Genomic DNA, 26,625 nt, shown 5'->3' on the forward strand with positions numbered 1-26,625 from the left:
AGGAATCCCAACCAGCAACCATTCCAAAGAACAGCCACCAGTCCGGGGTATAAAACAATTGGCACTGGCTTTACAAGCACCCTGTTGAGTTCTCAAAGAACAACCACACACCAACCAGAAACCCCGCACCGCGGAGCCCCCGTTTGGGGCAACCTCTCCAACCTACTCGGTCTCACGTTCGTCGTCAACCTCGTGTCCGAGGTGATCAACTTGGTTCGACCAGACCCACGCTGACGCTCGCCGCTTCCGGCGTTCGTGGCTCTCGTGGGTTTCGGCGGACCGGCCGGCGTCGCTTTCGCGACCACCCGCCCGGCTCCCTGCCGGCTTTCGAACTCTACCCGGTCGGCTTCGCCTTCGCAACTCCGTGTCCCGGAGTGTCGAGCACCGCCCGAATCTCAGTCTGGCTCGGCGTCGCCGCCACCAGCCTGGCGCCCGTTCTCGGCCGGTTTGCCCCGGCCTCCCGCGTGCAGAGAGAAAGTTACGCGGACCGGCCGTGGAAGGCAAATCAATGATCGTCATTGCCCGAGCGGAGCGCGCGCAGCCGATACCCGCCGGAAAGCACCCGCGGAAGGGATCCCCCGGCGGCGGCCCCGTGCCAGAGTGGTCGGCATGGATGACCCGTCCCCGGTCCCGGCCGTCGCCGAGGACGCTCTGCTCGGCCTCCTGCTGCCGTTCTGGCAGTTGGTGATCGGGGCCGTCGTGCTCGCCGTACTGGTGCTGTCGATCAGACGCCTGGCCCGGCGCGGCCCCTCCCGGATGACCACCGCCCTGCTGGTCACTGCGGCGGCGATCGCCGGAATCGCCGCCCTGGGCCTGCTGTTCGGAGGCTGACCGCGGTCAGAGCCGGCGGTTGGCCAGGCTGGGCAGCTCGGCGCGGATCGTCCGCAGCCGCTCCAGGTCGATCTCGGTGACCGCCAGTCCCGGACCGTCGGCGACCTGGCTCAGCACTGTCCCCCACGGGTCCACCACCATGCTCCGGCCGAAGCACGTCCGGCCCGGGTCGTGATCACCCGTCTGGCCCGCCGCCGCCACGAAGCACTGGTTCTCGATTGCCCGGGCCCGCAGCAGCACCTCCCAGTGGTCCCGCCCGGTGTGCATCATGAACGCGGCCGGCACGACGAGCAGTTCGGCGCCGCCGTCGGTCGCGAGCTGCCGGTACAACTCGGGGAACCGCAGGTCGTAACAGATGGACAGGCCCACCCGCAGGCCCTCGACGTCGACCACCACCGGCTTCTCCCCGGGCGCGACGGTTGCCGACTCCCGGTAGGAGACGCGGCCGGGGATCTCCACGTCGTACAGATGGATCTTGCGGTAGGCGGCGGCGAGCGCGCCCTCGCGGTCGAAGACCAGCGAGGTGTTCCAGGTGTGCGCGGGGTCCGGCCCGGCCTCGTGGAACGAGCCGGCGAGCACCCACATGCCGAGCCGCCGGGCGACCGCCGCGAAGAACCGCCCCACCTCGCCGTCGACCGGCTCCGCCGGGGGCATCCGGTCGTCGGGGCCGAGGTAGTCGACGTACTCCGGAAGGAGGGCGAGGTCGGCGCCGGCCGCCGCGGCCCTGACCAGCAGGGCCTCGGCGGCGGCGAGGTTCGCCGCCCGGTCGTCGCGGGCGTTGAGCTGGCAGACGGCGACGCGCATGACCCGAGGGTACGGGCGCAGGCGGGCGCGCGACAGGGCTCAGACGCTGGACAGCACGAGCGCGGCGGCGGCGAACCCGAGTCCGGCCAGTTGCACCGGCCGGAGCCGTTCCCGGTCGACGGCGAGCGCGAGCAGGACGGTGCTCGCCGGGTAGAGCGAGGCGACGGCGGCCACCACGCTCAGGTGGCCGCGTCCGGCGGCGGCGAGGAAGAGCGCGTTCGCTGCCGAGTCGAGCAGGCCGGCGGCCGCGGCCCAGCCGAGCACACGCCGCCCGAGGCGCAGGCGAGTGCCGGTACGCGCGGCGAGCGCGAGGCCGAACGCGACGGAGCTGACGCGTACCGCCAGAACCGGCCACATGCCCGCGCTCTCGTCGGCCTGGCCGAGCAGCGCGAAGAAGACGCCGAAGAGCAGTCCCGCGGCGAGTGCCATGGCCAGGACGCGGCCGGAGACGCGGCGTGCGGCGCCGCGCTCCCCCAGGCTGACCAGCGCGATCGCGACCACGGCGAGCCCGGCGCCGCCCAGCGCCACGGCACCTGGGGAATGGGCGAGGACCAGACCGGCGACGATCGGCACGATCGCCGCCGTGATCGCGGTGACCGGCGCGACGACGGCCATGACGCCGGTGGCCAGCGCGCGGTAGAGCAGCATGACGCCGCCCGCGCCCGCCACCCCGGCCAGCAGTCCCCAGCCCAGGTCGAGCGCGCTCGGGGTGCCGGGCACGACGAGTACGAGCACGACCAGCAGCGGAATGCTGAGCATCTGCGACACGACGGTGACAGCGATGGGGTCGGCCCATCGGGACGCCTTGCCGCCGGAGAAGTCGGCCGTGCCGAAGGCGAGCGCCGAGACGGCGGCGAGGACAATGGGGAGCACATCGCAGTCGTACCATAATAGTGACCGTGAAGGACAGTGTGATGACCGACGCAAGCGGACGGGTCGGCGCGGTGACCTCAGCGGTCGCCCGGCAGGTACGTGAGTTGCGAGCCGCCCGCGGCTGGTCCTTCGAGGAACTGGCCGGCCGGTCCGGCGTCAGCAAGGGCATGCTCGTGCAGATCGAGGGTGCCCGCACCAACCCGAGCATCGGCACGCTCTGCCGGGTCGCCGACGCGTTCGGCGTCAGCATCGCCCGGCTGCTGGAGCCGGCCGAGGAGAGCACGGTACGGGTCAGCGCTGCCGATGACGCGCCGGTGCTGTGGCGCGGCCCGCACGGCGGTCTGGCGCGTCTGCTCAGTGGGCTCGGCGAACCCGACCTGGTCGAGCTGTGGGACTGGCGGATGGAACCCGGAGAGACGTTGCGCTCCCCCGACCACGCCCACGGCACCCGAGAGATCCTGCACGTGCTCGACGGCGCCGCGACGGTCACCGTCGACGGCGTCGACCACGAGGTACGCGCCGGCGAGACGGTCGAGTTCCACGCCGACCGGGAGCACGGCTACCGGACGGCCGGCAACGAGCCGGTGCGCCTGATGATGGTGGTGGTCACCCCGTCGGGCGAGTGGGACCGGCGGACCCGTTCACGCGGACCGCGCCCGAGCTGACCCGGGCGCGGTCGCGACGGCGGTCAGGCCGACTTCTCCTCGCGGTCCCGCCGGCGCCGGCCGGTGAACTCGCGGGGCACGATCGTCGGGTTGACGTTCTCCAGCACGACCTCGCGGGTGATCAGCACCCGGGCGGCGTCGGGGTTGCTCGGCACCTCGTACATCACGGAGAGGAGCACCTCTTCCATGATCGCCCGCAGGCCGCGGGCACCGGTGCCGCGGAGCATGGCCTGATCGGCGATGGCCTCCAGCGCGGGCTGCTCGAACTCCAGCTCGACGCCGTCCAGCTCGAACAGGCGCTGGTACTGACGGACCAGCGCGTTGCGCGGCTCGGTGAGGATCCGCACCAGGGCCGAGCGGTCGAGGCTGCGCACGTTGGTGATCACCGGAAGGCGGCCGATGAACTCGGGGATCAGCCCGAACTTCAACATGTCCTCCGGCATGACCTGGCTGAAGATGTCGTCGGTCGACCGCTCGGACACGGACCGGAGCCGGGCGCCGAAGCCGGTGCCGCCGGAGCCGGTGCGGGCCTCGATGATCTGGTCGAGCCCGGCGAACGCGCCACCGCAGATGAACAGCACGTTCGTGGTGTCGATCTGGATGAACTCCTGGTGCGGGTGCTTGCGCCCGCCCTGCGGCGGCACGTTGGCGACAGTGCCTTCGAGCATCTTCAGCAGCGCCTGCTGCACGCCCTCGCCGGAGACGTCACGGGTGATCGAGGGGTTCTCCGACTTGCGGGCGATCTTGTCGACCTCGTCGATGTAGATGATGCCCGTCTCGGCGCGCTTGATGTCGTAGTCGGCGGCCTGGATCAGCTTCAGCAGGATGTTCTCGACGTCCTCGCCGACGTAGCCCGCCTCGGTGAGCGCGGTGGCGTCCGCGATGGCGAACGGGACGTTGAGCATCCGGGCGAGCGTCTGCGCCAGGTGGGTCTTGCCGCAGCCGGTCGGGCCGAGCAGCAGGATGTTGGACTTGGCCAGCTCCACGCCGTCGGTGCCGGACCCCGGGGCGCCGGCGGCCTCGGCCTGGATCCGCTTGTAGTGGTTGTAGACCGCGACGGCGAGCGCCTTCTTGGCCTGCTCCTGACCCACCACGTAGTTGTCGAGGAACTGGCAGATCTCCATCGGCTTGGGAAGCTCTTCCCACTTCACCTCGCCGGACTCGGCCAGCTCCTCTTCGATGATCTCGTTGCAGAGATCGATGCACTCGTCGCAGATGTAGACGCCAGGGCCCGCGATGAGCTTCTTGACCTGCTTCTGCGACTTGCCGCAGAACGAGCATTTCAGTAGGTCGCCGCCGTCACCGATCCGTGCCACCTACGTTCTCCCTGCACTCATCGGCCGGAACGCCGGCCCTGACCTGCGAGCGCCGGAGCGCCCGTCCGTCCTGTCGTTCCACCATGCTGTCGGCTCCACCGATCCGACCGGCGGAGCGGTACAGACCCGACGTTACCCGGTGGCCGGGTTTTCTCCGACCCCCAAAACCGGTGTGTCAGAGGTCGACCGGGAACGATACCCCGGCCGACCTCCGACCACACGTGGCTCAGCCCGCGGCGTGCGACGCCAGCAGACCCTTCTTGCGGCTGGTCAGGATCGTGTCGACCAGCCCGTACTCCTTGGACTCCTCGGCCGTCATGATCTTGTCACGGTCGATGTCCTTGCGGACCTGCTCGATCGGGCGGTTGCAGTGCCGGGACAGCATGTCCTCCAGCTGCGTCCGCATCCGCAGGATCTCCCGCGCCTGGATCTCGATGTCCGAGCCCTGGCCGTAGCCGCCCTCAGTGGCCGGCTGGTGGATGATGATCCGGGAGTTGGGCAGCGCCATCCGCTTACCCGGGGTGCCCGCGGAGAGCAGCACCGCCGCCGCGCTCGCCGCCTGCCCGAGGCAGACGGTCTGGATGTCCGGGCGGACGTACTGCATGGTGTCGTAGATCGCCGTCATGGCGGTGAAGGAGCCACCGGGCGAGTTGATGTACATGATGATGTCGCGGTCCGGGTCGGTGCCCTCCAGCGTCAGCAGCTGGGCCATCACGTCGTTGGCCGACGCGTCGTCCACCTGCACGCCGAGGAAGATGATCCGGTCCTCGAAGAGCTTGTTGTACGGGTTGGACTCCTTCATCCCGTACGACGTGCGCTCGACGAACGACGGCAGGACGTAGCGGTTGTGCACGGCCGCGAACTGGGGCGGCAGGCTCAGGTCGGTCATCGTCAGCTCCTCGGTCAGCTCAGGGTCCCGGCGCCATCCGGAACCTGCGCGGCCCCGATGATCACCTTGTCGATGAAGCCGTAGTCCATGGCCTCCTGGGCGGTGAACCAACGGTCACGGTCCGAGTCCGCCTCGATCTGCGCCTGGGACTGGCCGGTGTGGAACGCGACCCGCTCCTGGAACATCCGCTTGGTGTAGAGCATCTGCTCGGCCTGGATCGCGATGTCCGACGCGGTGCCGCCGAGGCCACCCGACGGCTGGTGCATCATGATCCGCGCGTGCGGCAGGGCGTAGCGCTTGCCCTTGGTGCCGGCGCAGAGCAGCAGCTGGCCCATCGAGGCCGCCATGCCCATCGCCACTGTCGAGACGTCGTTGTCGATGTACTGCATGGTGTCGTAGATCGCCATGCCGGAGTAGACCGAGCCACCCGGCGAGTTGATCCAGAGGAAGATGTCGCGGTCCGGGTCCTCCGCGGCGAGCAGCAGGAGCTGCGCGCAGATGCGGTTGGCCACCTGGTCGTTCACCTCGCTGCCCAGGAAGATGATCCGTTCCTTGAGCAACCGGTTGTAGACCGAGTCGTCGAGGTTGCCAATGGAGTCGCCACCGCGGGCCTCGTTCACCCGGAGCGACTTCTTGGGGATGTGCATGTCGGTCATGGCAGCCCTTCGCTCTCCGTACCGTCCTACCCGACACTAACCGCTCAGCCGGGAGGCGTACTCCCGGTCGGGGCACTGTTCGCTCTCAGCGCAGTCACCCGCACGGCGTACCCCGGAAAGGGTTTCGGCCGCCTCCCGGCGCACAGCGCGGGACGGCGGCCGACACCCCCGACGGTCAGTGCTGGTGGTCGTGCTCGGCCTCGTTCTGGGCCCGCAGCGCGTCGAGGGAGACCTCGTTGCCCGCCGAGTCCTTGATCTTGATCTTCTCCATCACCGCGGCGAGCGCCTTGCCCCGGCGGACGTCGCCGAAGACGGCCGCGGCGGCGCCGGAGCGGACCAGCTGGTCGTAGTACTGCTGCGGGGCCATGCCGGCGCGCTGCGCCCGGTGCACGATCTCGTGACCGAACTCGTCGTCGGAGACCTGCACGTCCTCGGCGTCGGCCAGCGTGTCCAGCAGGAGCTGGATCTTGACGCCGTCGGTCGCCGCCTCGGTCAGCTCGGCGTCGATCTGCTCCTCGGTCTTCTCCTCCGCCGCGAGGTACTCCTCCAGGGAGGCGCCGATGCGCTCGAGCTGGTCGACCATCGCGGCCTTGCGGCTCTCGACCTCCTCCTTGACGACGCCCTCGGGCGCCGGCACCTCGGCGGCGGCCACCATCTGCTCCAGGGCCTTGTCGCGGGCGGCGTAGATCTGCTCGACCTGCTTGCCCCGGGTGATCCGCTCCCGCAGGTCGCCGCGCAGCTCGTCGATGGTGTCGAACTCGCTGGCCATCTGCGCGAAGTCGTCGTTGAGCTCGGGGAGCTCCTTCTCCTTGACCGTGCGGACGGTCACCGCCACGTCGGCGTCGCGGCCGGCGTAGTCGCCGCCGACGAGCTGCGTGGTGAAGGTGGTGCTGTCGCCGGCGGCCAGGCCGACCAGCGCCTCGTCCAGACCCGGCAGGAGCTGCTTGCTGCCCACCTCGTGCGAGATGTTGCTCGCCGAACCGCCCGGGACCTCCTCGCCGTCGACCGTGGCGTTCAGGTCGATCTGCACGAAGTCGCCCTCCTGGGCGGCCCGCTCGACGGTCTTCAGCGTGGCGAAGCGCTCGCGCAGGCTGTTGATCTGCTCGTCGATCTCGCTGTCGGCGATCTCGATCTCGTCGACGGTCACCTCGATGGTGGCCGGGTCCGGCAGGGTGATCTCCGGCCGGACGTCCACCTCGGCGGTGAAGTTGAGCGAGTCGCCGTCGTTGAACTCCGTGATGTCGACCTCGGGACGGCCCAGCGTCTTCAGGTCGTGCTCCCGGACCGCGGCGAGGATGTTCTGCGGGATGGCCTCCTGGATCGCCTCGTTGAGGACGGTCCCCCGGCCCACCCGCTGGTCGATCACCGCGCTGGGAACCTTGCCCCGGCGGAAGCCGGGAACCTGGACCTGCTGGCCGATCTCCCGGTACGCCTTCTTGAGGCTCGGCTCGAGCTCGACGAACGGCACCTCGATGGCGAGCCGCACGCGCGTCGGGCTCAGAGTCTCGACGGTGCTCTTCACAGGCGTACTCCTTGACGGATCTGGGTGTTGATTCTGGGGCGTGATTGCGCGCATCGAGTGTAGGCGAGCCGGCCGACGGCATCGGCAGGGCCCGGGCACCGCGCGGAAAAAACCGGCGGTTCCCGGGACGATCCGGTCGCGAACGACAGTCGGGGTGGCGGGATTTGAACCCACGGCCCCTCGCTCCCAAAGCGAGTGCGCTACCAAGCTGCGCCACACCCCGTGGCGACGAAGAGTGTATGCCGTCCGGTCCCCCGCGCGGGTGACCGGGGCGCGGCGCGGCCGGCGGCGGGCCGCCGCCGGGCCGCCGCTGGGCCGCCGCCGAGCCGCCAGTTCGGGGAAGTGGCTGGGTCCGAGGGCCCGGGAAGGCGCCACCTCGCCGAGGTGGTGTGGATCTTGACGGTCCGCGGCGAGCGCGGGGTATGCGCTTCGCGGCGCCAACCCGGATTGGGTACGCTGTCGGCGCGCCCTGCTGTGGTGGGGCGCTCGCGGGCGTAGCTCAATGGCAGAGCTTCAGTCTTCCAAACTGACGGTGCGGGTTCGATTCCCGTCGCCCGCTCCACTTCACGGACGGCCGGTCCGCTACGCGGGCGTGGCTGGCGCGCCGCGTCAGCTCGCCCGCAGCCAGTCGGTCAGCCGCCCGGCAGCCCGGGCGCCGAGGCCGGCTCGGCCACTGCGGGCAGCCGGAGCAGCTCCGCCCGCTGTGGCCCGGTCAGTTCCGACGATGCCTAACTGCACCGGTCCACGGTGGCCCGCGCGAACCCGGTCAGGTCGGCCGAGGCCCGCTCGGCGAGCCGTGGTTCCGGGTCCCCCGACCAGCAGCAGCGCCGCCCGCAGCCGCAGCGCCCACGGCTGGGTGCCGAGCAGCCGGTAGCCGGGGCACCCGCTTGTCGGCGAGCAGTTCCTCGGGCAGCTCGGCGGAAGCGCCCGTTGATCGGGGGGCAGCGCGGTGGCCGCCTCCCGGACCACACTGGCGGCCGGATCGCGGAGCATCGGAACGGCGTCGAGTCGGGCCAAAGCACAGACCGCCGCCGGCCACGCATAGCCGGGCCTCCGGGTGACCGAGCAGCGGGTGCAGCAGAGTGCCGTACGTGCTCGTCGAGCCGGATCAGTAGCCGAGGCGTACCCGCCAGCAGCCGCAACGTCGCCCGGGCGGCACTGACGTCGTCGTCCGCGTGCACGGCAGACAGCGCGACCAGGAGGCACCGCAGGTCGTCCTGGTCCCCGCCGCTCGCCTCGGCCACCATCGGCGGCACCTACCGGGCCTGGCCACGTGCGTCGGTCATCAACACATGGTGACGGCTGCGCGGCGGCGACCGCACCAGGGTTTCCGGTGCCGCGCGGAGTCAAGCATCGGTAGGCAATGCGACAGCGTGCCGCGCATCCTACCGGCCACTGAGGATGATCGATAGCCTGGGTCGGTGGAGCACGAGGAGCCGTGGAAGGTGTTGCAGAACGTCAACGAGTGGCTCCGGCACGCCGATACCAAGGCCAGCCTAGTACTGACCCTGGACGGCGCGCTGATCGGCCTGATCGCCCTACGCGTGCAGGGGCGGGAGGCATTCGAGCGACAACCGGTCGCGACCGTGCTGCTGCTCCTCGCGCTGGGCCTGCTGGCCGCCAGCCTCGTCGCCACGGTGCTGGCCGTGGCGCCCCGCACCACGATCACCGGCCAGCAACGGTCCCTGCTGCACTTCGGTCACATCGGGGAACGGTTCGAGACGAGGGAGTCGGAATTCGTCGCCGAGTTCGTCGCGCTGCTCCGGGATCCGGATGCGCTCCGGCGCGAGGTCGGCAGCCAGGTGTGGGCCAACAGCATCGTCGGCCGGCGCAAGTACCGCCATCTGAGCTGGGGAATCCGCTGCGCCTCCGGCGCGATCCTGGTGGTCGCGCTGGCGAGCCTGGCCGGGCCATTCACTGGGTGACCGGCGGCAGGTCGCCAGATGTCCTGTTCCCGGGCGAATCCGGCCGGTAGGACGGAGGGCGGCAAACCCGTAGCGGGAGGAGCGTCCAATTTCCAGCGCTGACCTGGGTCCCATCACCGCCGAGTCGCTCGGCCCACTGACCGTGCTCGGCTCCGGCGGCCAGGGCACCGTGCACGCAGTCCCGAACCGGCTAATCGACGGCCGATGGCCGGTGGCGTACAAGGAGTACGACCGGACAACCTTGGGCCGGGTCGACCGCCCGGTGCTGGAGAGGCTGGTGGAGTTGCCGGGACGGCTGGCCGAGGCCGATGCGCGCCTGCTCCACGAGCGCACGGCGTGGCCGGTGGCGGTGGTGGAACGCGGCGGGCGGCTCGCCGGCTTCCTGATGCGTCAGGTGCCGCCGGTGTTCGACACGCCGCTACGGCTCACCACCAGGTACGTGCAGAAGCTCGCCCAGGTTCAGTTGCTGCTGAACACCGACGACTACCTGGCCGCCCGCGACCTCGCCATCGACGACGTGTTCCGACTCGGGTTTCTGCTGGACACGGCTCGGGCCATGGCCGACTTCCACCGCCTCGGCCTGGCGGTCGGCGATCTCTCCCCCAACAACCTGCTCTTCAGCCGGGAGACAGTGCCCCGCTGCTTCTTCCTCGACTGCGATGCGATGCGGCTGGACGGCGCCTCGGCGCTGCCGCAGATCGAGACCACCGACTGGGAGGTGCCGGGCGGCCAGGGTGAGGAACTAACCACGCCGGCCAGCGACGCGTACAAGTTCACGCTGCTCTGCGTACGGCTGCTCGCCGGCGACCAGTCGACGCGTGACGCGGCGGCGGCGCAGCGGGCCGGCGCCGACGTCCATGAACTCGTCGACCGCGGGTTGGACCGGGCACCGACCAGCCGCCCCAGCCTGGCAGAGTGGATCGGGCCGTTGCAGCGGGCGGTCGAGGCCGCCCGGGCCCAACCGCGGATCAGCGCCACCGTCCCACCGGGACCCGGCCCTGGCGTCCCGGATGCCGCGCCGACGGCAGCCGGGCCGCCGCCTAGCCGGGCCACCCGGCCGCCCGGTCGACCCGCACCGACGCGCCCGCCCACCGCCACCCGCCCGGTCACCCGGTCGCCGCGACGGGCAGGTACGGCGGGCAAGGTCGCGCTGGCCGTGGTGCTCCTCCTCTGCGGCGTGACGCGGATCTCGTCCTGCGTCGATGATCCGCACTCCGGCCCGGCTGCCGATGAGCGGTCGACCATGTCGGGCGATGGCCCGCGGCAGCCCTCAACAGCCTCGAGGGACCAGGCGGCCGTCCTGGCCGAGATCCTCGCCCGGTCAAAGCAGGACCGCCGCACGATCGCCCCGGCGGTGGAAAAGGTCACCCGGTGCCTCGACCCGACCGGCGCAGCCGCCGACTTCCGGCAGGCCGGGGCCGGCCGGCGGGAGGTCCTCAGCCGGGTCACCGCGATCGAGACCGACCAACTGCCGCGCGGTGCGGAGCTGCACGCGAATCTCGTCTCGGCGCTGCGCCATTCGGCAGCGGCGGACGACGCCTATGCGCGCTGGGCAAGCGCGGTGGCCCGCCACGGATGCGGGTCGTCAGCGATGCGCGGTACCGACCGGCGGACCGGTGACCGGGAGTCCCGGGCCGCCACGGCCGCCAAGCAGCGCTTCGTAGCGTTGTGGAATCCGTTCGCCCGGCAGTCCGGTCACCCCGTGCTGTCCTACCGGGACATCTGACCGTGTGGTGCGGCGGCGAGCGCCGCCCGTCCGGCGGCGGTGATCAGCACACTGCGCCGGCCGGTCACCACCCAGCCCTCGTCGCGCCAGTGCTCCAGCGTCCGGCCGACCGTGCGCTGTGAGCTGAGCACCAGACCGGCCAGATCCGCCTGCGACAGCGGCAGCTCGACGAGCAGCCCGCCGTGGTCGTCCGGCACCCCGTAGCGGCGCCCGAGGTCCAGCAGCAGCTCGGCGAGGCGCTGTGGGACCGACTCGGCCCCGGCGGCGGCTCGTTGACGGTCGGCCTCGCGCAACCTGATGGAGACGGTGCGCTGCACGATCTCGGCGGCCTGCGGGGAGCCCTTGAGGAACACCCGGAACCGGTCCGCGGGAATGACCAGCGCCTCCACCGGGGTCATCGCGGTCAGGGTCGCGGACCGACCACCTCCGTCGAAGCCGGCCAGTTCGCCGACCAGGTCACCGCCGTCGCGCAGGGCCAGCACCGCCTGGTAACCCCGCTGGGTGTTCGCGGAGACCTTGACGCAGCCCTCCAGAAGCACGATGACGAAGTCGCTATCGTCACGCTCATGCACCAGCACGGCCTCCGGCGGGTAGCGGCACAGCGACCCGAGCGCCCGAAGTCCCGCCCGCTGCTCCTCCGCCAGGGCATGCCAGAACGGCACCCGGTGGTGGCGCCCCAGATCCATGCCCGTCGCCTCCCTGTCGACTGTGGAGCCCGGCACCCGACAGGGTCATCGTAGGGCGGCGGTTCCCGGTCGGCACGGACCGAACGGAGCGGATCGTCAGCCGAACCTGTTTACCAGATAGACGATCAGGATGCCCAGCATCACCAGCAGCGCGAGCGTACGGCCGATGTTGCCCGACCCGCTTGCCGCAGGAACTATGGTGGACCCGTCGTCGGGGCCCGATCCGGCACCCACACCCACCGGCACCGGGGGGCCGTCGAGACGGTCGCCAGCCGCGACGGAGGTCAACGCGGTGATCCAGTCCTGCGGGGCCGGGCGTCGGGCGGGAATGACGGACATACTCGCCTCGGCGAGGTCGGCGAGATCGTCGGAGACCGCAGCGAGTACGGACGGATCCCGGCTGCTCTGGTCGCGGGCGAAGAGCCGCACGGCGAGCAGACCGAACTTGTACGCGTCGGTGGCCGGTGTTGCGAGGGGCTCCCCACCGGGCAGTGGCACCTCCCAGTCCGGAGTCTCCGTCTGCGGTAGCACGGAGCCCCCCGCGAGTCGCATGGCGTCGCAGTCGATAAAGAAGCAGCGCGGCCGGTTACCCAGGCAGAAGAGCAGGTTGTTCGGAGACAGGTCACCGACCACCACCCCGAGGCGGTGCAGTCGGGACAGCGACCGCGCCAGGTCTGCCAGCAGCAGCAGCCGGCCCCGGTCGTCCACCGGGATGGCCATCCGGGCCAGGTAGGAGTCGGAGTTCAACAGGAACTGGAAACCGGCGGGTCGACGCACTGTCCCTCCGCCTGCGGGCAGGCCGATCTCGAAATCCGCCGGGATACGGCGCATGAGCAGCCCGCGGACCACCGGCCCGGAGGTGACCAACGCCGCGGGCCAGGCGCACTGCTCGCACAGCCAGCGACCAGTGGCCGGATCCAACGTCGGCACGAACGAGACCATCCGCCTCAACTGCGCGACGTCGAGCCGTGGGCAGACGACTGGGTCGTACTCCTTGTAGACAACCGGCCACTCCTTGTTGATCCGGAGTCCGTCAATGGCGTACACGCAGCCCTGGCCGCCCTTGCCCAGTTGGGTCAGCGCACCGAGCGAACGAACGTCGAACTGTGGCGCGAGCGCATCGTCCATCGATCTCCTCAGGCTTTCGTCCGCGGCCAGATCGCCAGCAGGGTCCGGTCGTCGTCGTACGTCTCCCGGGAAAAGTCAAGGTGGTAGGCGAACTGGACCGGTGGCTGCGGCCTCGCCAGCCGACCGGCGAAGTAACGTCCCACCTGGCCGGCGCCGTCGCCCAGCGCGTCACCGAAGCCGTCGGTGCCGATCAGCAGCACCTCGTCGCGCCCCAGGGGTCCCCTTCGCGGGCTGACCCGAGGCGTCCGCGGCAGAGCGGTCACCGCGGACGAGACGACCGGGTCACCGGTGTGCAGCTTGCCGTCGAGGAGGCTGCGGTACGCGCCGTCGCGCAACACCCAGGCGCCGGTGTCACCGACCTGGATGAGCGACACGGTAGGACCGTCCGGCAGAACCATCCCGGCGACCAGGGTGCTCGCCATCGCCTCCTCGGCGGCGGCCGGATCCGCCTCGCCCAGGCCGAGCAGGGTCCGGGTCTGCTCCACCAGTTGCCAGGCCGCCTGCTGCACCACGTTCTGCCAGTCCACCGGGTGACCGGCGGCTAGGTCAGCGAGGATCTCCCGGACCGCCGCCCGACACACCAGCGCGGCGCCGAGGTGCGAGTGCCGGGCCGCGGAGACCCCGTCGGCGACGGCGAACACGACCGCGCCGGTGGGCGGGTGGACCACCACGGCGAAATCGTCCTGGCGCGGCGTACCTCGGTGGCGGTGCAGGTAGCCGCGTACGGAGGCGGCGCGCACGGTGAAGTCCCGGGTGGACCAACCGTCGGTTACGGTATCCGGCCGGTACGTCTGGTCCTCGGCGGGGCGGGGTTCGAAGTCCGCCGTCGGCGTCCCGAGCACCACGGGCAGCCACTGCGGCGACCGGCCCGGTCGCCCGCCGGCCCGGTCGGCCGGCTGGCGGGTCGGGCGTGCCACCCCGGCTGGGGAGCCACCCGCCTCGTACAACTCCGGCCGCGGCGGCGCCCCCCTCGGCGGCCGCCGGTCGGTGGCCGGCGGACGGGCAGCGCCCCGGGCGGGCGGGGGCCGGTCGACCGGATGCGCGCCACCGCGCGGCTGCCCGGGGGTGTCCGCATCTGGGGACGGCTCCGGTCGCCCGCCGTCACGTCCCGGCCCCCGCTCCGGTCGGTACAGCGGTGCGTCGCCGTGCCCGCTGGGCCGGTCGGGCTCGCGGTACCCCGGTTCACGCACCACCTGGTCGTCCTCCAGCCGGACGGGTCGCCCCCCTCCGCGCCGCCACCTAGACCACATCGATGGCCATCCGGAAACCCTGCGGCCGCTCGACCACCAGCTCGGGCTGCGCGGAGCCGAGCGACCGCCCCGACTCCACGATGCTCTTGGTCAGCGCGGTGCAGAAGCGGGCGATGGAGGCGCCAACGTCAGTGCCGGCGTTCGCGATGAAGCCGTACTCGTCCCGGGTAGCCACCTGGCGGATGGTGGCCGCCTGCGCGTCGCCGATGCCACAGGCGACGATGTTGGGCGCACCCTTGGTGACATTGCGATCGATGAGCTGCCGGTGCACCTCCAGCCAACCCTTGTCGGTGGGCTGGCCGTCGCTGAGGAAGAACACGGCGGGTCTGTGCACCGTGAATCCCTCCGCCTTTAGCACGTCGACGTCCGCCGGGATGCGCTGGCGCAGGTCGCCGAAGGCGGCGCCGTAACTGGTCCGGCCGCGCGGTTTGAGTTCCGGCATCTCCTCCGCGTGCCGCAGGTCGGCCAGCCGGAGGTGCTCCAGGACGGTCTCCGAGAAGCCGAGCACGGAGAACCGCACTTTCGCCGCCGCCATCGGTTCGCCAAGCAGCGCCTCGTGCAACGAACGCAGCCCTTCGTTGAGCTGACCCATCACCTTGGTCATGGAACCGGACTCGTCCGCCATCACGTACACCGGTAGAAGATTTGCGTGGCCGCCGGACATGTCTACCTCACTTTCCCCGGCCCACGGGCCGGACTTACCGCTGTGCAGGGGACGATCAGACCAGTTCGCTGGCGATCCGGAAGCCGACCGGCGGGGAGATGGTCAGTTCCCCCGAGCCGTCGATGAGGGCTCGGCCGGAGTCGATGACGCTCACGGCCAGCGCCCGCCAGTACTGCGCGATGGCGGCGTGCACGTCGCTGTCGGGCACCATCACGAACCCGAACGCCGGCTCGGTGGCGATGGTGGCGATCAACGCCGGCGGGGCCGCTCCGATTCCGCAGGCCACCACGTTCGGCGCGTACCGGTGGCTGGCGCGGTCCACGAGCCGCCGGTACGGGCTGGTCCAGCTCTCGCCGTCGCGGGGCGCGCTGCCGCTGAGGAAGAAGACGATCGGTCGGCGGACGTTGGGCTGCTGCGCCTTGAGCGTCTCGATGTCGTGGCCGATGCTGTCCAGCAGCGTCTCGAAGGCGTTGGCGTAATTCGCCGGGCCGCGGGGGGTCAGCCAGGGTGACTGGCTGCCCGCGGTCACCACGTCCATCCGAAGCCGACTGGCGACCTCGTCGGCGAAGCCGAGCACGGCCAGCCGGATCGCTGGGGACACGTCGGCTGCCTGCACCAGGGCGTCGTGCAGGGTGTGCAGGCCGTTGCTCAAGTCGCCGATCCAGGGTGCCACGTCGGCGGACTCGTCGACCATCACGTAGACCGGTTGGACCCCGGCGGCCGGGGTCCAGACCCGGCTCTTCGGGTCCTGTTCCAGGATGACCGCCGGAGGCTTGTCCCGGCCGTCCGCCGGAGCGTGGCCGGCCGGATCGAGCACCGGCGGCTGGGTCCAACCGGCCGGCGCGGCCGGCAGTCCGAGTGGCCGTACATCGGTCGCGCCGAGGCGCCGCATGGTGTGCGCAAGCATGGGTTCCACATCGGCGGCGAGGATGAGGTCCTTCTCGACCAGGAACCGGAACAGTTCCGTGGTCTGCTGGTTGTGCAGGTCCTGCCGCTGCAGCATTGCCTGCTCGTGGGCAGCGAGCAGTTGCATCGCGGCCATCGTGTCCTGCGGGTTCCGGGCCAGGTGCAGGCGGATCAGCTCGGCCGGGTCGAGCGGCCGATCCCCCAGCTCGGTCAGTTCGGTGCGGGCCGCCTGGATCCGGTGGTGCTGCTGCATCTGCTCGAGCTGGCCCTGGTGCATCGCCTGCTGGACGTGCACGTCGTGCCGGATCCGGTTGAGTTCGACCGTCCGGCTGGCCTCGACCTTCTCCCGCAGGTAACGGCTCGCCGCCTCGTCGGGCAACAGCCGGGGTGACAGCGCGAAGATGGTGATGCCCTCGGGCAGTACCCAGCCGGAACCGAAATGCTGGCGTAGGGCGTCCTCGGCCTGGGCCGACTGCTCGATGCCGAACGACCGGGTGATCGGGACGAACCGGTCGACGATCGCGCCGTAGACGATCGGCATGGCGTCGGTCACGTTGCGCCGGACGATCTCACATGGATCGTGCACGCGAAACGCGACGTCAACGGTCGCCACGAAGAAGTGCACGTCGCCGCGGGACGGCAGCGGGGTACTGCGCAGCTCCGCCCGCCGCCGGTGGTCGCCGGTGTCGACGTCGTAGCGGGTCCGGTACGGCGACAACGCCTGCTGCGACCAGCGCATCGGCTTCCCGTCGAAGGACGTCACCTCGCCGCCGCCCGTCGCATACACCACGGCACGCGACGGTGTGGTGGCCCTGGTGACGGTGAACGGCCCACGGGCGACCGGGCTCACCTCAAGTATCAGCGGCAGTGGAGTGGTCACTGAAAGCTCCCTCCCGGAGCGAGCGCGGCCTCGACCGCATAGGCCGTACGCGGGTGTGGTTGCAGGTTGTCGACCGCCCGCCAGTTGGCGGCGAGTCGACGGATCAGTTGTCGGGTCCGGTCGCTGCGGGCGGCCACGTCGGTCAACATCCGGATGAACGCGGTCCCCACCCAATGGTCCGCCTCGGCCATCGCCGCCCACCCGGTCAGAGCCTGTTCGGTGAGGTTGGAGAAGGTGCCGGCGTTCAACACGGCCTGCCACATGTCGACCAGCACCACCCGCAACTGCGGATGCCGGTCGGCCAGGAGCAGCAGTGTCGGCCAGTAGTTCGACTGGTCCGGACCGGCGGCCCCGGGCCGGTCACCGGCTTCCGCCCCGGTCAGCTCGCCCGCCCCGGCCTCGGCCCGCAGCGACTTCGCCAGCCAGAGGAAGACGTACTGGCCAGCCACGTTGCGCCGGCGGTCGTTGAGCCAACTGGAGATGCGACTGAGCACCAGCGGCGCGTTGTGCTCCTCGTCCTGCAACAACACGTCGGCGAGGCTGTCGCCGATGCCGTTGGCGACGCGGAAGTCGTCGATCACCGCCAACCGGTCGAGAGCAGCCAGGGCGGCCCTCGTGTTGAGTGGCCCGAGGCTTACCCCGTGGATCCGGGCGGCGGTCGCCTGGCCGACCGGAAGCGCCGGGTTCCCGTAGAGACCGGCGACCACGTTCTCCACCAGTGGACGCCACCGGGCGTCCTCGGCGGGAACCCGGAGCGCATACGCGACTACGTCGCGCAGCCAGTACCGCTGCTCGTCGAGAGCCATCGGGCGAAGCACCCGTGTGAGGACCGCCTCGAACGCGTAGGTGGAGAGCAGGCCGAGAGCGGTGCCGGCCCAGACCCGGACCTCCTCCGAGCCGCGATCGTCGGCCAGGTCGTGCAGCCACTCCAGCAGCTCGTCGTGGATCTGGTACTGCCGCCAGACGTGCTCCAGCACCATCTGGGCGTAACCGTCGTCCACGTACTCCAGCACGTCGGCCCGGACGTTCCCCCAGGGGCTGCGGATGTCGGTCTGCCTGGACCGGGCACGCAGCAGCCGTTCCCGCTCCCGCCGGGTCAGGCCGAACGGATCGCGCCAGGGCGCTTGTCGATCGCCGCCCGCGCCGCCCTCGGGCGGTCCGTCCAGCCGCTCGGCGAGCCGTCGGGCCGCCCGTACGACCACCTCGTAGGACAGGCCGTTCAGCACCGCCAAGGCGATGGCCAGGCAGCGGGACGGCACGTCCGGCAACCCGCCGAACCAGATGTCGAAGTCCTCCGTCAACCTGTCGGCCATCCGCGCCCGTAGCCGGTCGACGTCCACCGCCCCGCCGTCGAGCTGCTGGCTGATGACCAGGGCGAGGTCCGCGGCCACCTTCAGCGGGGTCCCCGGGACGAAGAGTTCCCGGGTGTACGCCAGCAGATCGGGATCGGCGAGCATCTGGCTGCTCAGACGCTCGGCATCGGCGCCCTCCTGGCTGGTCCGCAGCCGCCAGCTGAGGTGGCGGGCGAGCACGTCGGCATGCCCCGGCGGGTCGCCCAGGTCGACCACGAACTCCATGAGGTCCTGGTCGGCTAGGGCTGCGTCGGCACCGACGGTCAGCACCAGCCGGGCATCGATCCGGTCGAGGACAACGTGCAACTGCTGCAGCATCCAGCCCCGGGTGGCACCCCAGCCTGCTGGCTCGCAGAGCAGGAAGCCGGCGCCCGACGGCAGCGGATTCTCCGACTCCCCGTCCAGTTCCAGCCAGTGTCCCAACCGCTGCAGGTCGACGTTCTGGTCGAGGTTGAAGACGCGTCGGTCGGAGGGAGACTGCAGCAGGCGGATCGCGGTGGCCGTCTTCCCGGCGCCGCGCGCCCCACGCAGGATCACGATTCGCTTCTCGGCGCAGGCGCCGCGCATCCGCGGCCACTCCGCCGGCTCCACGAAGGCGTGCCGGACCGGATTGGTCAACATAGGCGACAACCGCTGCAACGGGGTGCGCTCGCGCCCGCCGAGCATGACGACGTACTTGTCCCGGCCGACCTGGTCGCCACCGATGACGAACTGGGATGACCGGCGGAGGTTGTGTTGCCGGCGCATCCCGTCGGGCGGCGCTGAGGGCGCCAACGAACGATCCTGCGAGTCGAGCGTCGTCGGCGTACGCAGTTCGGCGGCCGGATCCGAGGAGCCGGCCGGCGGGGAGGTGGCGGAGGCGCTGTTGCTGTTCGGGGTGGCGGAAGGACCCGCGCCGTCGTCCGGGGCGGTCGCGGTGCCAGCGACCGGCCCGGGTGACGCGACGTTGGCCGCCCCGGTCGGCGGTACACCAGCCGTCGCCGCGGCGGAAGTGGTCACAGTTCCCTCCGACCCCGCACGTGCTTGTCCCCGGCGACCTGGTCACCCGTCACCCGGACGTCCGAGCCGTGGAAGAAGAAGCCACCACTCTGCTCGACCCGCGGGAAGGGGTCAGGCCGGGCGACGTGCCGCCCCTCCGACGACGCCGAGCGCGCCTGCGAGTCACCCGACGGGACCTCGTCCGCCGACGCCTCGTCCGGCAGGCCCGGCGGGTACGGATATCCCGGCACCTGGATCCAGACCCGCTCCTGCCGCAACTCCTTGACGTTGAGCACGGCCGGTCCGAAGGTCGACGAGTCGACGAAGCGGTAGTCGTGCCGTATCACACCGCGGTAGATCTCGTCGGAGACCGCGAAGGCGAGGACGGCCGTCGGAGCGGCGGCCAGCGCGTCTCGCAGAACCTGCGCGTCAACGAGCCGGCTGGCCGTGTTGATCGCCTCACCGACCCAGCCGTTGGAGTCACGCTGGCAAAGCCCCTGGTGCAGGGCGACACGGAAGCGCATCGCATGCGTCGCTGTGAAGATCTTCGCCTTCTCCCGCAGCCCCGCATCCAGTGCCCGGACCAGTTCCCCGGCGAGCGCGACGATCGAGGTCGACGGCGGCAGCAGCATCAGGATGCCGTCCCCCCTGTCCTGCGGATGGACGTCGGTCCAGCTCAGGTGAGCGTCAGCGAAGGCATTCCGGACGACCTCGTACATGCTGTCCCGCAGTGAGGACTGCACCGGATTGCTCCGCTTACCGAAACCCTCGATGTCCACCACCATGATCGAATGCGGGGTGGGTGCAGCCATGGTCACTCCTCACGGTCGTCTCCGAGCGCACGCTGAAAACATGCTGGGGGGCGCCTCCCGCTGCGAGTAGGACATCTGGCGTAAAGGGGGGCTCGTTCCGCGGGTCAGTTCCCCCACCATCCGCCTTCTCGGCGGTGGGAATCGCAGAGCCACCTTCCTGCGGATCCGACAGGACCGATGGACCGCAAAATGCTATCGATGGACCGCTGTCCATAGAAGACAGAAACCCGACAACGATCTTCCTATTCCGCGTATCGGCACGACCAGCGACCGACCCTCGGTCGGGGCTGCGTACAATGCGGGGCCGGGTGCCCTTGCATCAGGTGGAGATGGTGACGGATGTCAGGCCAGTAGGACGGACACGCCTTTTCGTGACCCCTTCCGGTCGCCGCTACTGGCCCACTGATGCGGACTGCGGGTCTCCTGCCAGCTCGTACCCGGCCCGAACGCTTGGCTGTGAAGCAGCTCAGTCGCTTCGACCTTGGTCAGCAGCGCCGGGTACCCCGCGACGCCAGTGAGGATCCGCCACACTTGCTCCGGCTGCGCGGAAAAACGTGTGGCTGAACGTCATCGGCTGCAGGGTGGGCCCCTGCCGGGCGGCGAACCGACCGCCGCTGGCCAGGCGTCCAGACAGATCAGGTCAGCCGAAGACGGTATTCCAAAACTGACGGTGCGGGTTCGATTCCCGTCGCCCGCACCACCGACCTCCGGGCCAGGTCAGAGGCGAATTCCGGCCTGGGCCGCATCCACTAGCCTGTCGCCGTGGGAACCGACATCTATGGCTTCGTCGAGGTCTGGCACCCCTTCGCGGATGAGGACTGGTACGAGTGGGAGCCGTGGGTGTGCCTGATGCCGATCGCCCCGCTCTACCTGAACGACGACGTAGATGCCTTCGCCTGCCTCTTCGGCGTGCGGAACTGGCTCCGCTGGGAGCCGGCCGCGGCTGAGCGTGGCCTCCCGGCGGACGTGTCGAGTGCGATACGCGGCAGCCATGAGAAGGGCCGGCGGCTGGACTCGGCCGTTCATGGCGCGAGCTGGGTGTCCTGGGCCGAGTTACGCGACCTCGACATGTCGGTCGTGCCCCTTGCTCGCGGGCTGCTGCAGGTGGAGGATCCGCCGCTGCTGCGCAGGTTCCGGGTAGACGACGAATGGCCCGGCGAGTTCGTCGAGAAGTACGGCGTTCCCCCTGTCGGCGCCTCTCCCGTCGAGGCGGCACCGGGTCGCTGGGACGTAGGCGGGGTCACCGTCGAGTACGGACCGTTGATGACCCGGCACGACGTGCTCGGGCCGGGCACCGGATGGGAGCACGTCTTCGCCGTCATGCGCGCGCTCGGGCAGCGTTTCGGCGATGACGGCGTGCGCCTGGTGGTGTGGTTCGACTAGAGCCACCGTGGTTCGACTAATGCCACCCTGACTGAGCGACCTGACCCTCTGCCTGCTCCAGCCATCGCCGGTACCAGCGGGCGAAGCCGAGCGGCGTCCCGTCGTGGTCGTCGAGCGGCTGGAAACCGCCGTCCGCGGCGGTGTCGTCCGCCCACATCCGGCCGCGCGCCGGACCGGTCACGACAAGCGCCTCCCGCAGCGCGCAGCCGACGTGACACAGGTACAGCAGGCCGACCGAGTGTTCCGGCGCGAAGACGGCGGCCTCGTGCTGTTCCCAGTAGGCGTCCTCGGCCGCGTTGAACTCCTCCTCCGAGGAGTAGTCGTCCTCGTCCGGCGGGCCGGGCAGACCGTCGGCCGGGTTGAACGGCTCGACATGCGCAAAGGGCCGGCCGAGAGTGCCGCGGTCGGTGAGGTCGGCGCCGTCGCCGTCCCACTGCCACAGTCCGTCGAGCCGGCGCATCGGGAAGAGCCCGTAGGCGGGCCCCGCGCCGCCTCGCCCCGCCTCCAGCAGGAAGGACCGGTACTCGCCGGGCAGCTCCACTCCGAGTTGGGCCTCCGCTTCGGCCAGTTCCCCGGCGCGCAGCGGCGGTTCGAGCCGCCAGCCGTGACTCGCGGCGCCGAACACCTCACGAGCGCCGGGCGCGGCGGCCAGTCGTGCCAGCCGCTCGCGTACGTCGGACCAGTCGGCGCTCGTCACGCGCGGGACGGTACCAGTCCCGCGGGGCCGTCAGCCGGCACCCGGGCTGCCCGCCCGCGCGGCCGGCTTGGCGTCGGCGGCGGGCGCGGCGGCCGGCTTTTGTCGCTTCGCGAGAACGATCACGACCACCAGAAGGAGCACGAGCGCGGCCGGCACCAGCGCGGGCGCCAGCGCCTGCCAGAGCGGCCACACCGGCTCGGCGAGCCCGTCCGTGGCCAGGTCCGTCCAGGTCATCGCGGCGCCTGGGAGCAGGGCGACAGTCACCAGCACGCCCACCAGCCGGGGTACGCGCGGCTGCCTCCGCGCCAGCAGCCAGAACAGGGCCGCGCCGGCGGCTGCGCCGAGCAGGGCGCCGGTGATCGTGGCGGCGAGGAACCCGCGGGGCGCGGCCGGTTCAATGCTCAACCTCGGCCCGGCCGCCAGGTGGGTGAGCGTGAGCGCCATTCCGTCTCTCTCGGCCCGCCAGCCGTCACACCGGGAACCCGGCACGTCGCGGAACTCCCGCCACCCCCGCGTCTCGGCGACCGCCCGCAGCCGCTCGGACAGCGCGCAGTCCGTGCCGCCGCCGTACTGGAGTTCGACCTGATTCCCGCCGAGGTCGTCGGCCGCCAGCGCGACGCCGTATCGGTAGCCGAGCGCGGTGAGCGAGCCGATCGGTTCGGTCCCGGGGAGCAGTTCCCGGGCCGCGCTCTGCGCCTTGTCGAGGCTGACCGGGCCGCCGCCCCGGCCGCCGTACCAGGACCCGGCGGCCAGACCGACAGTGCCGAGCAGCACCGCGCCGAGCAGGACCACCGCGACGTGCCGCAGCCGATGCCGCACCGGCCCACCCCCTGAAGTAGTGCGGCTCAGCGTAGCCATCACGCGCCCCCCGGGTGCCCGGCGCGGGGACCGGAGCGCCGCCTCCTAGATGATTGAGTCCGAAGTTCGGGCTGGTCAGTGGTCGTATGCGATGAGTGATCGTTTTCTGGGTGCGCCGGTGTCGGTGTTGTGCCAGATGCAGGTGGCCATCGCGAGCAGGCGCTGGCCGACGCGGGCGTAGATGCCGTGTCGACGGCGTGCGCCGTGTTGTTCGAGGCTGAGCTGGCCTTTGAGGGTGTCGAAGATCGCTTCGATCCACTGGCGCATGTGCAGCAGGCGCCGTTCGGCGGGGCTCGCGGCTGGGTCGGATGTGCCCTTGCGGGCGGGTCGGACCAGGTGGACGCTGAGGTTGTCGAGGAACGTCTCGAACGTCTGGCCGGCGAAGCCCCGGTCGGCGAGGATTACCTGCCCGGCCTGGACGAGGTGGTGGTCGACTTCCAGCAGGGCGGCCATGACGTCGCGTTCGTCGAGTTTCGGGTTGGCCAGGCACCAGGTCACCGGCATGCCCTCAACGGTCGTGACCAGGTACAGGCGCATGCCCCAGAAGTAGCGGGTGTGCGAGGCGCAGTAGCCGTAGCCGGCGTCGCCTGCCAGGTCGGAGCGTCTGGCGGTCTCGCGGGAGGCTCCGCAGGGCACCGGGGTGGAGTCGACCAGCCGCAGGATCGGTGCACCGGTGGGGGTGTTCTCGGCCAGGTGCCGGATCGCCGCGGCGATCAGCGGGCCGGCGGCTCGTAGCCGTTTGCCGTATCCGGGCTGGTCGGGGATGTAGGGGAACAGATGGCGCAGGTGCTTGCGGGCGTAGCGGATCCAGCGCCGTTCACGGGGGAAGTCCAGCAGGACCTGCGCGATGGCCAGGCAGAGCAGTTCGGCGTCGGACAGCAGGGGCGGGCGACCGATCCGGCGGCGGCCGATGACGTGATCGTCGAGGAACACGTAGAGTGCGGTCAGAAGGGTATCGAGGTCTGTCTTCACAAACTGACATCGATACCCTTCGCCATGTCCGAGTCAAGCCCGCGCTGCCGTACAGCCAAGACTTCGGACTCAATCATCTAGTAGTGGTCCTCGATCGGCCGGCGCGCCTCGTCGAACATCGCCGGTCCGTCGTACCGCACCGGGCGCGGCGCCGGGGTGGCCGGTTTGACCTGCTCGAACTGCTCGGTGGACAGCGCGTACACGACCCGGCCGAGGCCTGATGCGTTGATCGCCACGGTGCACATCGGGCAGGGCTGGCAGCTGGTGTACATGGTGGTGGCGACCGCCGCCTCGGGGGCGAGCTGCCGGGCGGCCCAGCGGGCCAGCTTCAGCTCCGGGTGCGCGGTGACGTCCCGATCGGAGACCACCGTGTTGTGGTCCTCGATCAGGACGGTGCCGTCCGCGCCGACCAGCAGCGACGCGAACGGCCGCTCGCCGGACGCGCCGGCCCGGTCGGCGAGTTCCACGGCGCGGCGCAGGAACGCTTCGTCGTCGGGGGTCATCGGCTCTCCTGGTGGTCAGTCGGCGGCGATCTGCTCGACGGATCGGGCGGCGACGGCGCGCAGGTCCGGGTCACCGCTGCGGGCGTACGCATCGCTCAGGGTGTCGATGAATTTGATCGCGTGCGCGTCCCCGGTGTCCAGCGCCCGCGCCATGACCTCGCCGAGTTCCGGCCCGGCGGCCGGTGGGAGGGCACGCGCCCCGGCCGGGGCGTAGGCGGCGGTGACGGCGGCGGCCGCCGCCCAGGCGGCCGCCAGGCTCGGCCGCCAGAGCGCCGGCGGCAGGGCCGGGAGCGTCCGCAGCACGGCGTTCGGCGCGGTCGCCGCGTGCACGAGCATGACCGGGGCGGCGTACCCGTGGGTGCCGTGCCGGAGCACGGCGGCGTCAACGACCGCCGCGAGCCGGGTGGGCGCGTCGTCGGCCGCGTCGCCGGGCACCGCCGCCGCCACCGCCGGCCACCGGGTCAGATCGGCCAGTTGCGCCAGGCGCGCCCGGATGCCGAACCGCTGGTCGGGTACGCGCGGCACCGCGTCGAGCGCGGACCGCGCGTCGGTCATCGGATACGGCCCGGCGCCTGGCGGCGCGAGCGGCTGCCAGCGGGCGGCCCAGTAGGCGAGCCCGTGGCCGAGTTCGGTGACCCGCGGTCCGGTCTCGGCGTCGAGCAGGGCGCGTACGGCGTGGCCGACGCGGATGACACCGTGGGTGGCGCCGGCGGCGATGCCCGGCAACAGGCGAGGCCACCAGCGGGCCAGCACGTCGCGCCACGGCTCGCCGGCCAGCTCGCGGTCGAAGAGGTCGAGCCAGTCGCCGGTACGCACCGGGTCGCCGAGCGGGTCGCGCCACTCCGCGGGTGCGATACGCCGGATGCCGCGCGGGCGTTCCTCCAGCCGGTCGGCGTACGCGTCGATCCAGCGGTGCACCGCCCGCCCGTGGCCGTGGCGCACCAGCGCCTCCGCCGCCATCGGCACGTGGTTGGACAGCCACCCGTCGCGCTCGGGACCGGTGTGGCGTACGCGCTCGTACGCCTCGTCGAGTACGGAGTTCAGCACGTCGGCAAGCGTCCGACCTGAAGTCCGGTTGACGTCAAGCGGCGCGGAACCGGCGGGGATCGGACGACGTCGAAGCGGCCATGAGACTTCGTGCCCTGCTTGTCGTCGCCCTGGCAGCTCTCGGCCTCGTCGTCGTCATGTCACCCCCGAAACCCGCGTGGGCGTGCTCGTGCGTCGGGTCCACCACCGAACAGGACGCCAACCTCGACAGCACCGTCGTCGGCACCGTCTCGCAGGTGACCGACAGGGCGATCCGGCTCACCGTCGAGTCCGTCGAGAAGGGCGGCGCCCAGGTCGGGAACAGCCTCACGCTGCGCGTCTCGCCCGGCGAGGCCGCCTGCGGCTACGCCTTCCGCCTCGGCACCCGGTACCGGGTGAACTCGTATGGTGGCGCCACCGGCGTGTGCGCCGGAATCCGCGAGCTGTCGAGCCCGCCGGCGGCCACCACGCCGTCCGTCGCCACGGCTGAGCGGACGCGGGCCGCGGGACCGCCTGCCTGGTGGATCGTCGGCGGCGTGACGGTGGCGGCGCTCGCCGCCGCCGGGCTGGTGGTGGCGGCCAGGCGGCGGACCGGACGCGGACAGCCCTGACGGCCGGTCAGGACAGGCGGCGGCGGATCCGTGCCATGTCCTCCTCGGGCAGCGCGTCGGCCACCAGCAGCCGGGGCAGCAGCTCCGTGTCCAGCGTCGTGGCCCGGAACACCAGCGCCACCGTCACGTCGTGGCCGGGCCGGTGCACGACCTCGACCGGGTCGCCGGCCCCGACGCTGCCCGGCGTGATCACCCGCAGGTACGCCCCGGGCCGTACCTCCTCGGTGAACCGCTTGATCCAGCCGCGTTCGCCCAGCCACCCCTGGAACGTCCCGCAGGGGATGCGCGGGCAGGTGACCTCCAGCACCAGGTCCGGGCCGATCCGCCACCGCTCGCCGATCAGCGCGCCGTTGACGTCCAGCCCGCTGGTGGTCAGGTTCTCGCCGAAGCTGCCGTCGGCGAGCGGGCGGTCCAGCTCGGCCTCCCAGTGGTCGAGATCCTCCCGCGCGTACGCGTAGACCGCCTGGTCGGTGCCGCCGTGGTGGGCCACGTCGTAGACCCGGTCGCCGGCCAGCCCGACATCGCCGGTGCCCTTCGGTCCGGGCGCGGTGACGGCGACCCGGCCGTCCACGGGCCGCTTGTCGATGCCGGTGGCCCCGATGCCCTTCCACGGGTTCGGTTGCGGTCGGCCCACGTTTACGGAGATCACCCTCATGACGGCGACGGTATGCGGCGCGGGGCCGGACGGGCCAGTCCATTCCCCCGGGCCGGG

At 71.2% G+C, this 26,625-nt stretch carries 25 protein-coding genes and 2 tRNA genes; 7 read left to right on the forward strand and 20 right to left on the reverse strand.

The features are described 5' to 3' along the window. The first annotated feature begins 609 nt into the window (after positions 1–609). Positions 610–831 carry a hypothetical protein gene (locus BAW75_RS26000; RefSeq protein ID WP_013288029.1) on the forward strand — a complete coding sequence of 74 codons (222 nt, stop codon included), beginning with the start codon at positions 610–612 and terminating at the stop codon, positions 829–831. Positions 832–837: 6 nt separating this feature from the next. Here BAW75_RS26000 and BAW75_RS26005 read toward each other — a convergent pair whose 3' ends face one another. Both BAW75_RS26005 and BAW75_RS26010 read right to left on the reverse strand, forming a co-directional pair. Beyond that, on the reverse strand, positions 838–1,635 hold the full coding sequence (locus BAW75_RS26005; protein ID WP_104115219.1) for a carbon-nitrogen hydrolase family protein: 798 nt from the start codon (positions 1,633–1,635) through the stop codon (positions 838–840). A 39-nt stretch (positions 1,636–1,674) separates the two neighbouring features. Next, positions 1,675–2,508 carry an EamA family transporter gene (locus BAW75_RS26010; RefSeq protein WP_104115220.1) on the reverse strand — a complete coding sequence of 278 codons (834 nt, stop codon included), beginning with the start codon at positions 2,506–2,508 and terminating at the stop codon, positions 1,675–1,677. A 41-nt stretch (positions 2,509–2,549) separates the two neighbouring features. Here BAW75_RS26010 and BAW75_RS26015 point away from each other — a divergent pair, with 41 nt between their 5' ends. After that, positions 2,550–3,173, forward strand: a complete 624-nt coding sequence (locus tag BAW75_RS26015) for a helix-turn-helix domain-containing protein (protein WP_104115240.1) — start codon at positions 2,550–2,552, stop codon at positions 3,171–3,173. Positions 3,174–3,196: 23 nt separating this feature from the next. Here the strand turns inward: BAW75_RS26015 and clpX are convergent, their stop codons facing one another. From clpX to BAW75_RS26040, 5 genes are all read right to left on the reverse strand, one after another. Then, positions 3,197–4,489 (reverse strand): ATP-dependent Clp protease ATP-binding subunit ClpX, encoded by a 1,293-nt coding sequence (gene clpX / locus BAW75_RS26020; RefSeq protein ID WP_013288033.1) that lies wholly within the window; start codon positions 4,487–4,489, stop codon positions 3,197–3,199. 226 nt (positions 4,490–4,715) lie between these two features. Then, complete coding sequence (locus BAW75_RS26025; protein WP_013288034.1) at positions 4,716–5,378, reverse strand: ATP-dependent Clp protease proteolytic subunit; 663 nt, start codon at positions 5,376–5,378, stop codon at positions 4,716–4,718. 14 nt (positions 5,379–5,392) lie between these two features. Further along, positions 5,393–6,034 (reverse strand): ATP-dependent Clp protease proteolytic subunit, encoded by a 642-nt coding sequence (locus tag BAW75_RS26030; RefSeq protein ID WP_013288035.1) that lies wholly within the window; start codon positions 6,032–6,034, stop codon positions 5,393–5,395. A 175-nt stretch (positions 6,035–6,209) separates the two neighbouring features. Beyond that, positions 6,210–7,556 (reverse strand): trigger factor, encoded by a 1,347-nt coding sequence (gene tig / locus BAW75_RS26035; protein WP_043328957.1) that lies wholly within the window; start codon positions 7,554–7,556, stop codon positions 6,210–6,212. Positions 7,557–7,705: 149 nt separating this feature from the next. Beyond that, positions 7,706–7,779 (reverse strand) — tRNA-Pro (locus BAW75_RS26040). A 265-nt stretch (positions 7,780–8,044) separates the two neighbouring features. On the opposite strand from BAW75_RS26040, the gene BAW75_RS26045 reads away from it, so the two are divergent. The 3 genes from BAW75_RS26045 (at position 8,045) to BAW75_RS26055 (ending at position 11,207) form a co-directional block, all read left to right on the forward strand. Then, positions 8,045–8,118: transfer RNA gene (locus BAW75_RS26045), tRNA-Gly, on the forward strand. Between the two features lie 859 nt (positions 8,119–8,977). Continuing rightward, entirely contained in the window at positions 8,978–9,481 is a 504-nt protein-coding gene (locus BAW75_RS26050) for a Pycsar system effector family protein (protein ID WP_104115222.1), read from the forward strand. A gap of 211 nt (positions 9,482–9,692) precedes the next feature. Continuing rightward, positions 9,693–11,207, forward strand: coding sequence for a hypothetical protein (locus BAW75_RS26055; protein ID WP_104115223.1), 1,515 nt, complete (start codon positions 9,693–9,695; stop codon positions 11,205–11,207). Here BAW75_RS26055 and BAW75_RS26060 read toward each other — a convergent pair. The 7 genes from BAW75_RS26060 to BAW75_RS26090 all read right to left on the reverse strand — a co-directional run bounded on the left by BAW75_RS26060 (position 11,192) and on the right by BAW75_RS26090 (position 19,863). Further along, complete coding sequence (locus BAW75_RS26060; protein ID WP_208635312.1) at positions 11,192–11,893, reverse strand: Crp/Fnr family transcriptional regulator; 702 nt, start codon at positions 11,891–11,893, stop codon at positions 11,192–11,194. The two genes, BAW75_RS26055 and BAW75_RS26060, sit on opposite strands and share 16 nt — an antisense overlap. 96 nt (positions 11,894–11,989) lie before the next feature. Further along, positions 11,990–13,021, reverse strand: coding sequence for a protein kinase family protein (locus tag BAW75_RS26065; protein WP_104115224.1), 1,032 nt, complete (start codon positions 13,019–13,021; stop codon positions 11,990–11,992). A gap of 8 nt (positions 13,022–13,029) precedes the next feature. Further along, positions 13,030–13,938 carry a protein phosphatase 2C domain-containing protein gene (locus BAW75_RS26070; RefSeq protein ID WP_167435621.1) on the reverse strand — a complete coding sequence of 303 codons (909 nt, stop codon included), beginning with the start codon at positions 13,936–13,938 and terminating at the stop codon, positions 13,030–13,032. Between the two features lie 322 nt (positions 13,939–14,260). Next, complete coding sequence (locus BAW75_RS26075; protein WP_244206272.1) at positions 14,261–14,896, reverse strand: vWA domain-containing protein; 636 nt, start codon at positions 14,894–14,896, stop codon at positions 14,261–14,263. A gap of 94 nt (positions 14,897–14,990) precedes the next feature. After that, positions 14,991–16,721, reverse strand: coding sequence for a vWA domain-containing protein (locus tag BAW75_RS26080; protein WP_146074901.1), 1,731 nt, complete (start codon positions 16,719–16,721; stop codon positions 14,991–14,993). Continuing rightward, complete coding sequence (locus BAW75_RS26085; protein WP_104115227.1) at positions 16,718–19,072, reverse strand: hypothetical protein; 2,355 nt, start codon at positions 19,070–19,072, stop codon at positions 16,718–16,720. Before BAW75_RS26085 ends, BAW75_RS26080 begins: the two co-directional genes overlap by 4 nt. Then, the gene (locus tag BAW75_RS26090) at positions 19,069–19,863 is read right to left on the reverse strand and encodes a nucleotidyl cyclase domain-containing protein (RefSeq protein ID WP_146074902.1); all 795 of its coding nucleotides are present in this window, start codon (positions 19,861–19,863) and stop codon (positions 19,069–19,071) included. Before BAW75_RS26090 ends, BAW75_RS26085 begins: the two co-directional genes overlap by 4 nt. A gap of 762 nt (positions 19,864–20,625) precedes the next feature. Here BAW75_RS26090 and BAW75_RS26095 point away from each other — a divergent pair. Then, the gene (locus tag BAW75_RS26095; protein WP_104115229.1) at positions 20,626–21,246 is read left to right on the forward strand and encodes a hypothetical protein; all 621 of its coding nucleotides are present in this window, start codon (positions 20,626–20,628) and stop codon (positions 21,244–21,246) included. 16 nt (positions 21,247–21,262) lie between these two features. Here BAW75_RS26095 and BAW75_RS26100 read toward each other — a convergent pair whose 3' ends face one another. The 5 genes from BAW75_RS26100 to BAW75_RS26120 form a co-directional block, all read right to left on the reverse strand. Then, complete coding sequence (locus BAW75_RS26100) at positions 21,263–21,943, reverse strand: SMI1/KNR4 family protein (RefSeq protein ID WP_104115230.1); 681 nt, start codon at positions 21,941–21,943, stop codon at positions 21,263–21,265. A 30-nt stretch (positions 21,944–21,973) separates the two neighbouring features. Continuing rightward, positions 21,974–22,762, reverse strand: a complete 789-nt coding sequence (locus BAW75_RS26105) for a hypothetical protein (RefSeq protein WP_104115231.1) — start codon at positions 22,760–22,762, stop codon at positions 21,974–21,976. A 114-nt stretch (positions 22,763–22,876) separates the two neighbouring features. Then, positions 22,877–23,773, reverse strand: a complete 897-nt coding sequence (locus BAW75_RS26110; protein ID WP_104115232.1) for an IS982 family transposase — start codon at positions 23,771–23,773, stop codon at positions 22,877–22,879. A gap of 77 nt (positions 23,774–23,850) precedes the next feature. Continuing rightward, positions 23,851–24,276: a nucleoside deaminase gene (locus tag BAW75_RS26115; protein WP_104115233.1), complete on the reverse strand. Its 426-nt coding sequence runs from the start codon at positions 24,274–24,276 to the stop codon at positions 23,851–23,853. 15 nt (positions 24,277–24,291) lie between these two features. Continuing rightward, positions 24,292–25,323 (reverse strand): questin oxidase family protein, encoded by a 1,032-nt coding sequence (locus BAW75_RS26120; RefSeq protein ID WP_208635313.1) that lies wholly within the window; start codon positions 25,321–25,323, stop codon positions 24,292–24,294. 80 nt (positions 25,324–25,403) lie between these two features. Here BAW75_RS26120 and BAW75_RS26125 point away from each other — a divergent pair, with 80 nt between their 5' ends. Beyond that, positions 25,404–25,913 (forward strand): hypothetical protein, encoded by a 510-nt coding sequence (locus tag BAW75_RS26125; protein WP_104115234.1) that lies wholly within the window; start codon positions 25,404–25,406, stop codon positions 25,911–25,913. Positions 25,914–25,920: 7 nt separating this feature from the next. On the opposite strand, the gene BAW75_RS26130 is transcribed toward BAW75_RS26125, so the two are convergent. Beyond that, complete coding sequence (locus BAW75_RS26130) at positions 25,921–26,568, reverse strand: MOSC domain-containing protein (RefSeq protein WP_104115235.1); 648 nt, start codon at positions 26,566–26,568, stop codon at positions 25,921–25,923. Positions 26,569–26,625: the final 57 nt, after the last annotated feature.

The sequence above is a fragment of the Micromonospora chalcea genome, from assembly GCF_002926165.1.
In the GTDB taxonomy this organism is placed as follows: domain Bacteria; phylum Actinomycetota; class Actinomycetes; order Mycobacteriales; family Micromonosporaceae; genus Micromonospora; species Micromonospora chalcea.

Bases quoted from the DNA above. Each gene is read 5' to 3' on its own strand.
- BAW75_RS26030 (WP_013288035.1), bottom strand. From the start codon at position 6,034: ATGACCGACATGCACATCCCCAAGAAGTCGCTCCGGGTGAACGAGGCC.
- BAW75_RS26025 (WP_013288034.1), bottom strand. From the start codon at position 5,378: ATGACCGACCTGAGCCTGCCGCCCCAGTTCGCGGCCGTGCACAACCGC.
- BAW75_RS26005 (WP_104115219.1), bottom strand. From the start codon at position 1,635: ATGCGCGTCGCCGTCTGCCAGCTCAACGCCCGCGACGACCGGGCGGCG.
- BAW75_RS26130 (WP_104115235.1), bottom strand. From the start codon at position 26,568: ATGAGGGTGATCTCCGTAAACGTGGGCCGACCGCAACCGAACCCGTGG.
- BAW75_RS26000 (WP_013288029.1), top strand. From the start codon at position 610: ATGGATGACCCGTCCCCGGTCCCGGCCGTCGCCGAGGACGCTCTGCTC.
- BAW75_RS26065 (WP_104115224.1), bottom strand. From the start codon at position 13,021: ATGGACGATGCGCTCGCGCCACAGTTCGACGTTCGTTCGCTCGGTGCG.
- BAW75_RS26015 (WP_104115240.1), top strand. From the start codon at position 2,550: ATGACCGACGCAAGCGGACGGGTCGGCGCGGTGACCTCAGCGGTCGCC.
- BAW75_RS26060 (WP_208635312.1), bottom strand. From the start codon at position 11,893: ATGGATCTGGGGCGCCACCACCGGGTGCCGTTCTGGCATGCCCTGGCG.
- BAW75_RS26125 (WP_104115234.1), top strand. From the start codon at position 25,404: ATGAGACTTCGTGCCCTGCTTGTCGTCGCCCTGGCAGCTCTCGGCCTC.
- BAW75_RS26075 (WP_244206272.1), bottom strand. From the start codon at position 14,896: ATGGCGGACGAGTCCGGTTCCATGACCAAGGTGATGGGTCAGCTCAAC.
- BAW75_RS26115 (WP_104115233.1), bottom strand. From the start codon at position 24,276: ATGACCCCCGACGACGAAGCGTTCCTGCGCCGCGCCGTGGAACTCGCC.
- BAW75_RS26090 (WP_146074902.1), bottom strand. From the start codon at position 19,863: ATGGCTGCACCCACCCCGCATTCGATCATGGTGGTGGACATCGAGGGT.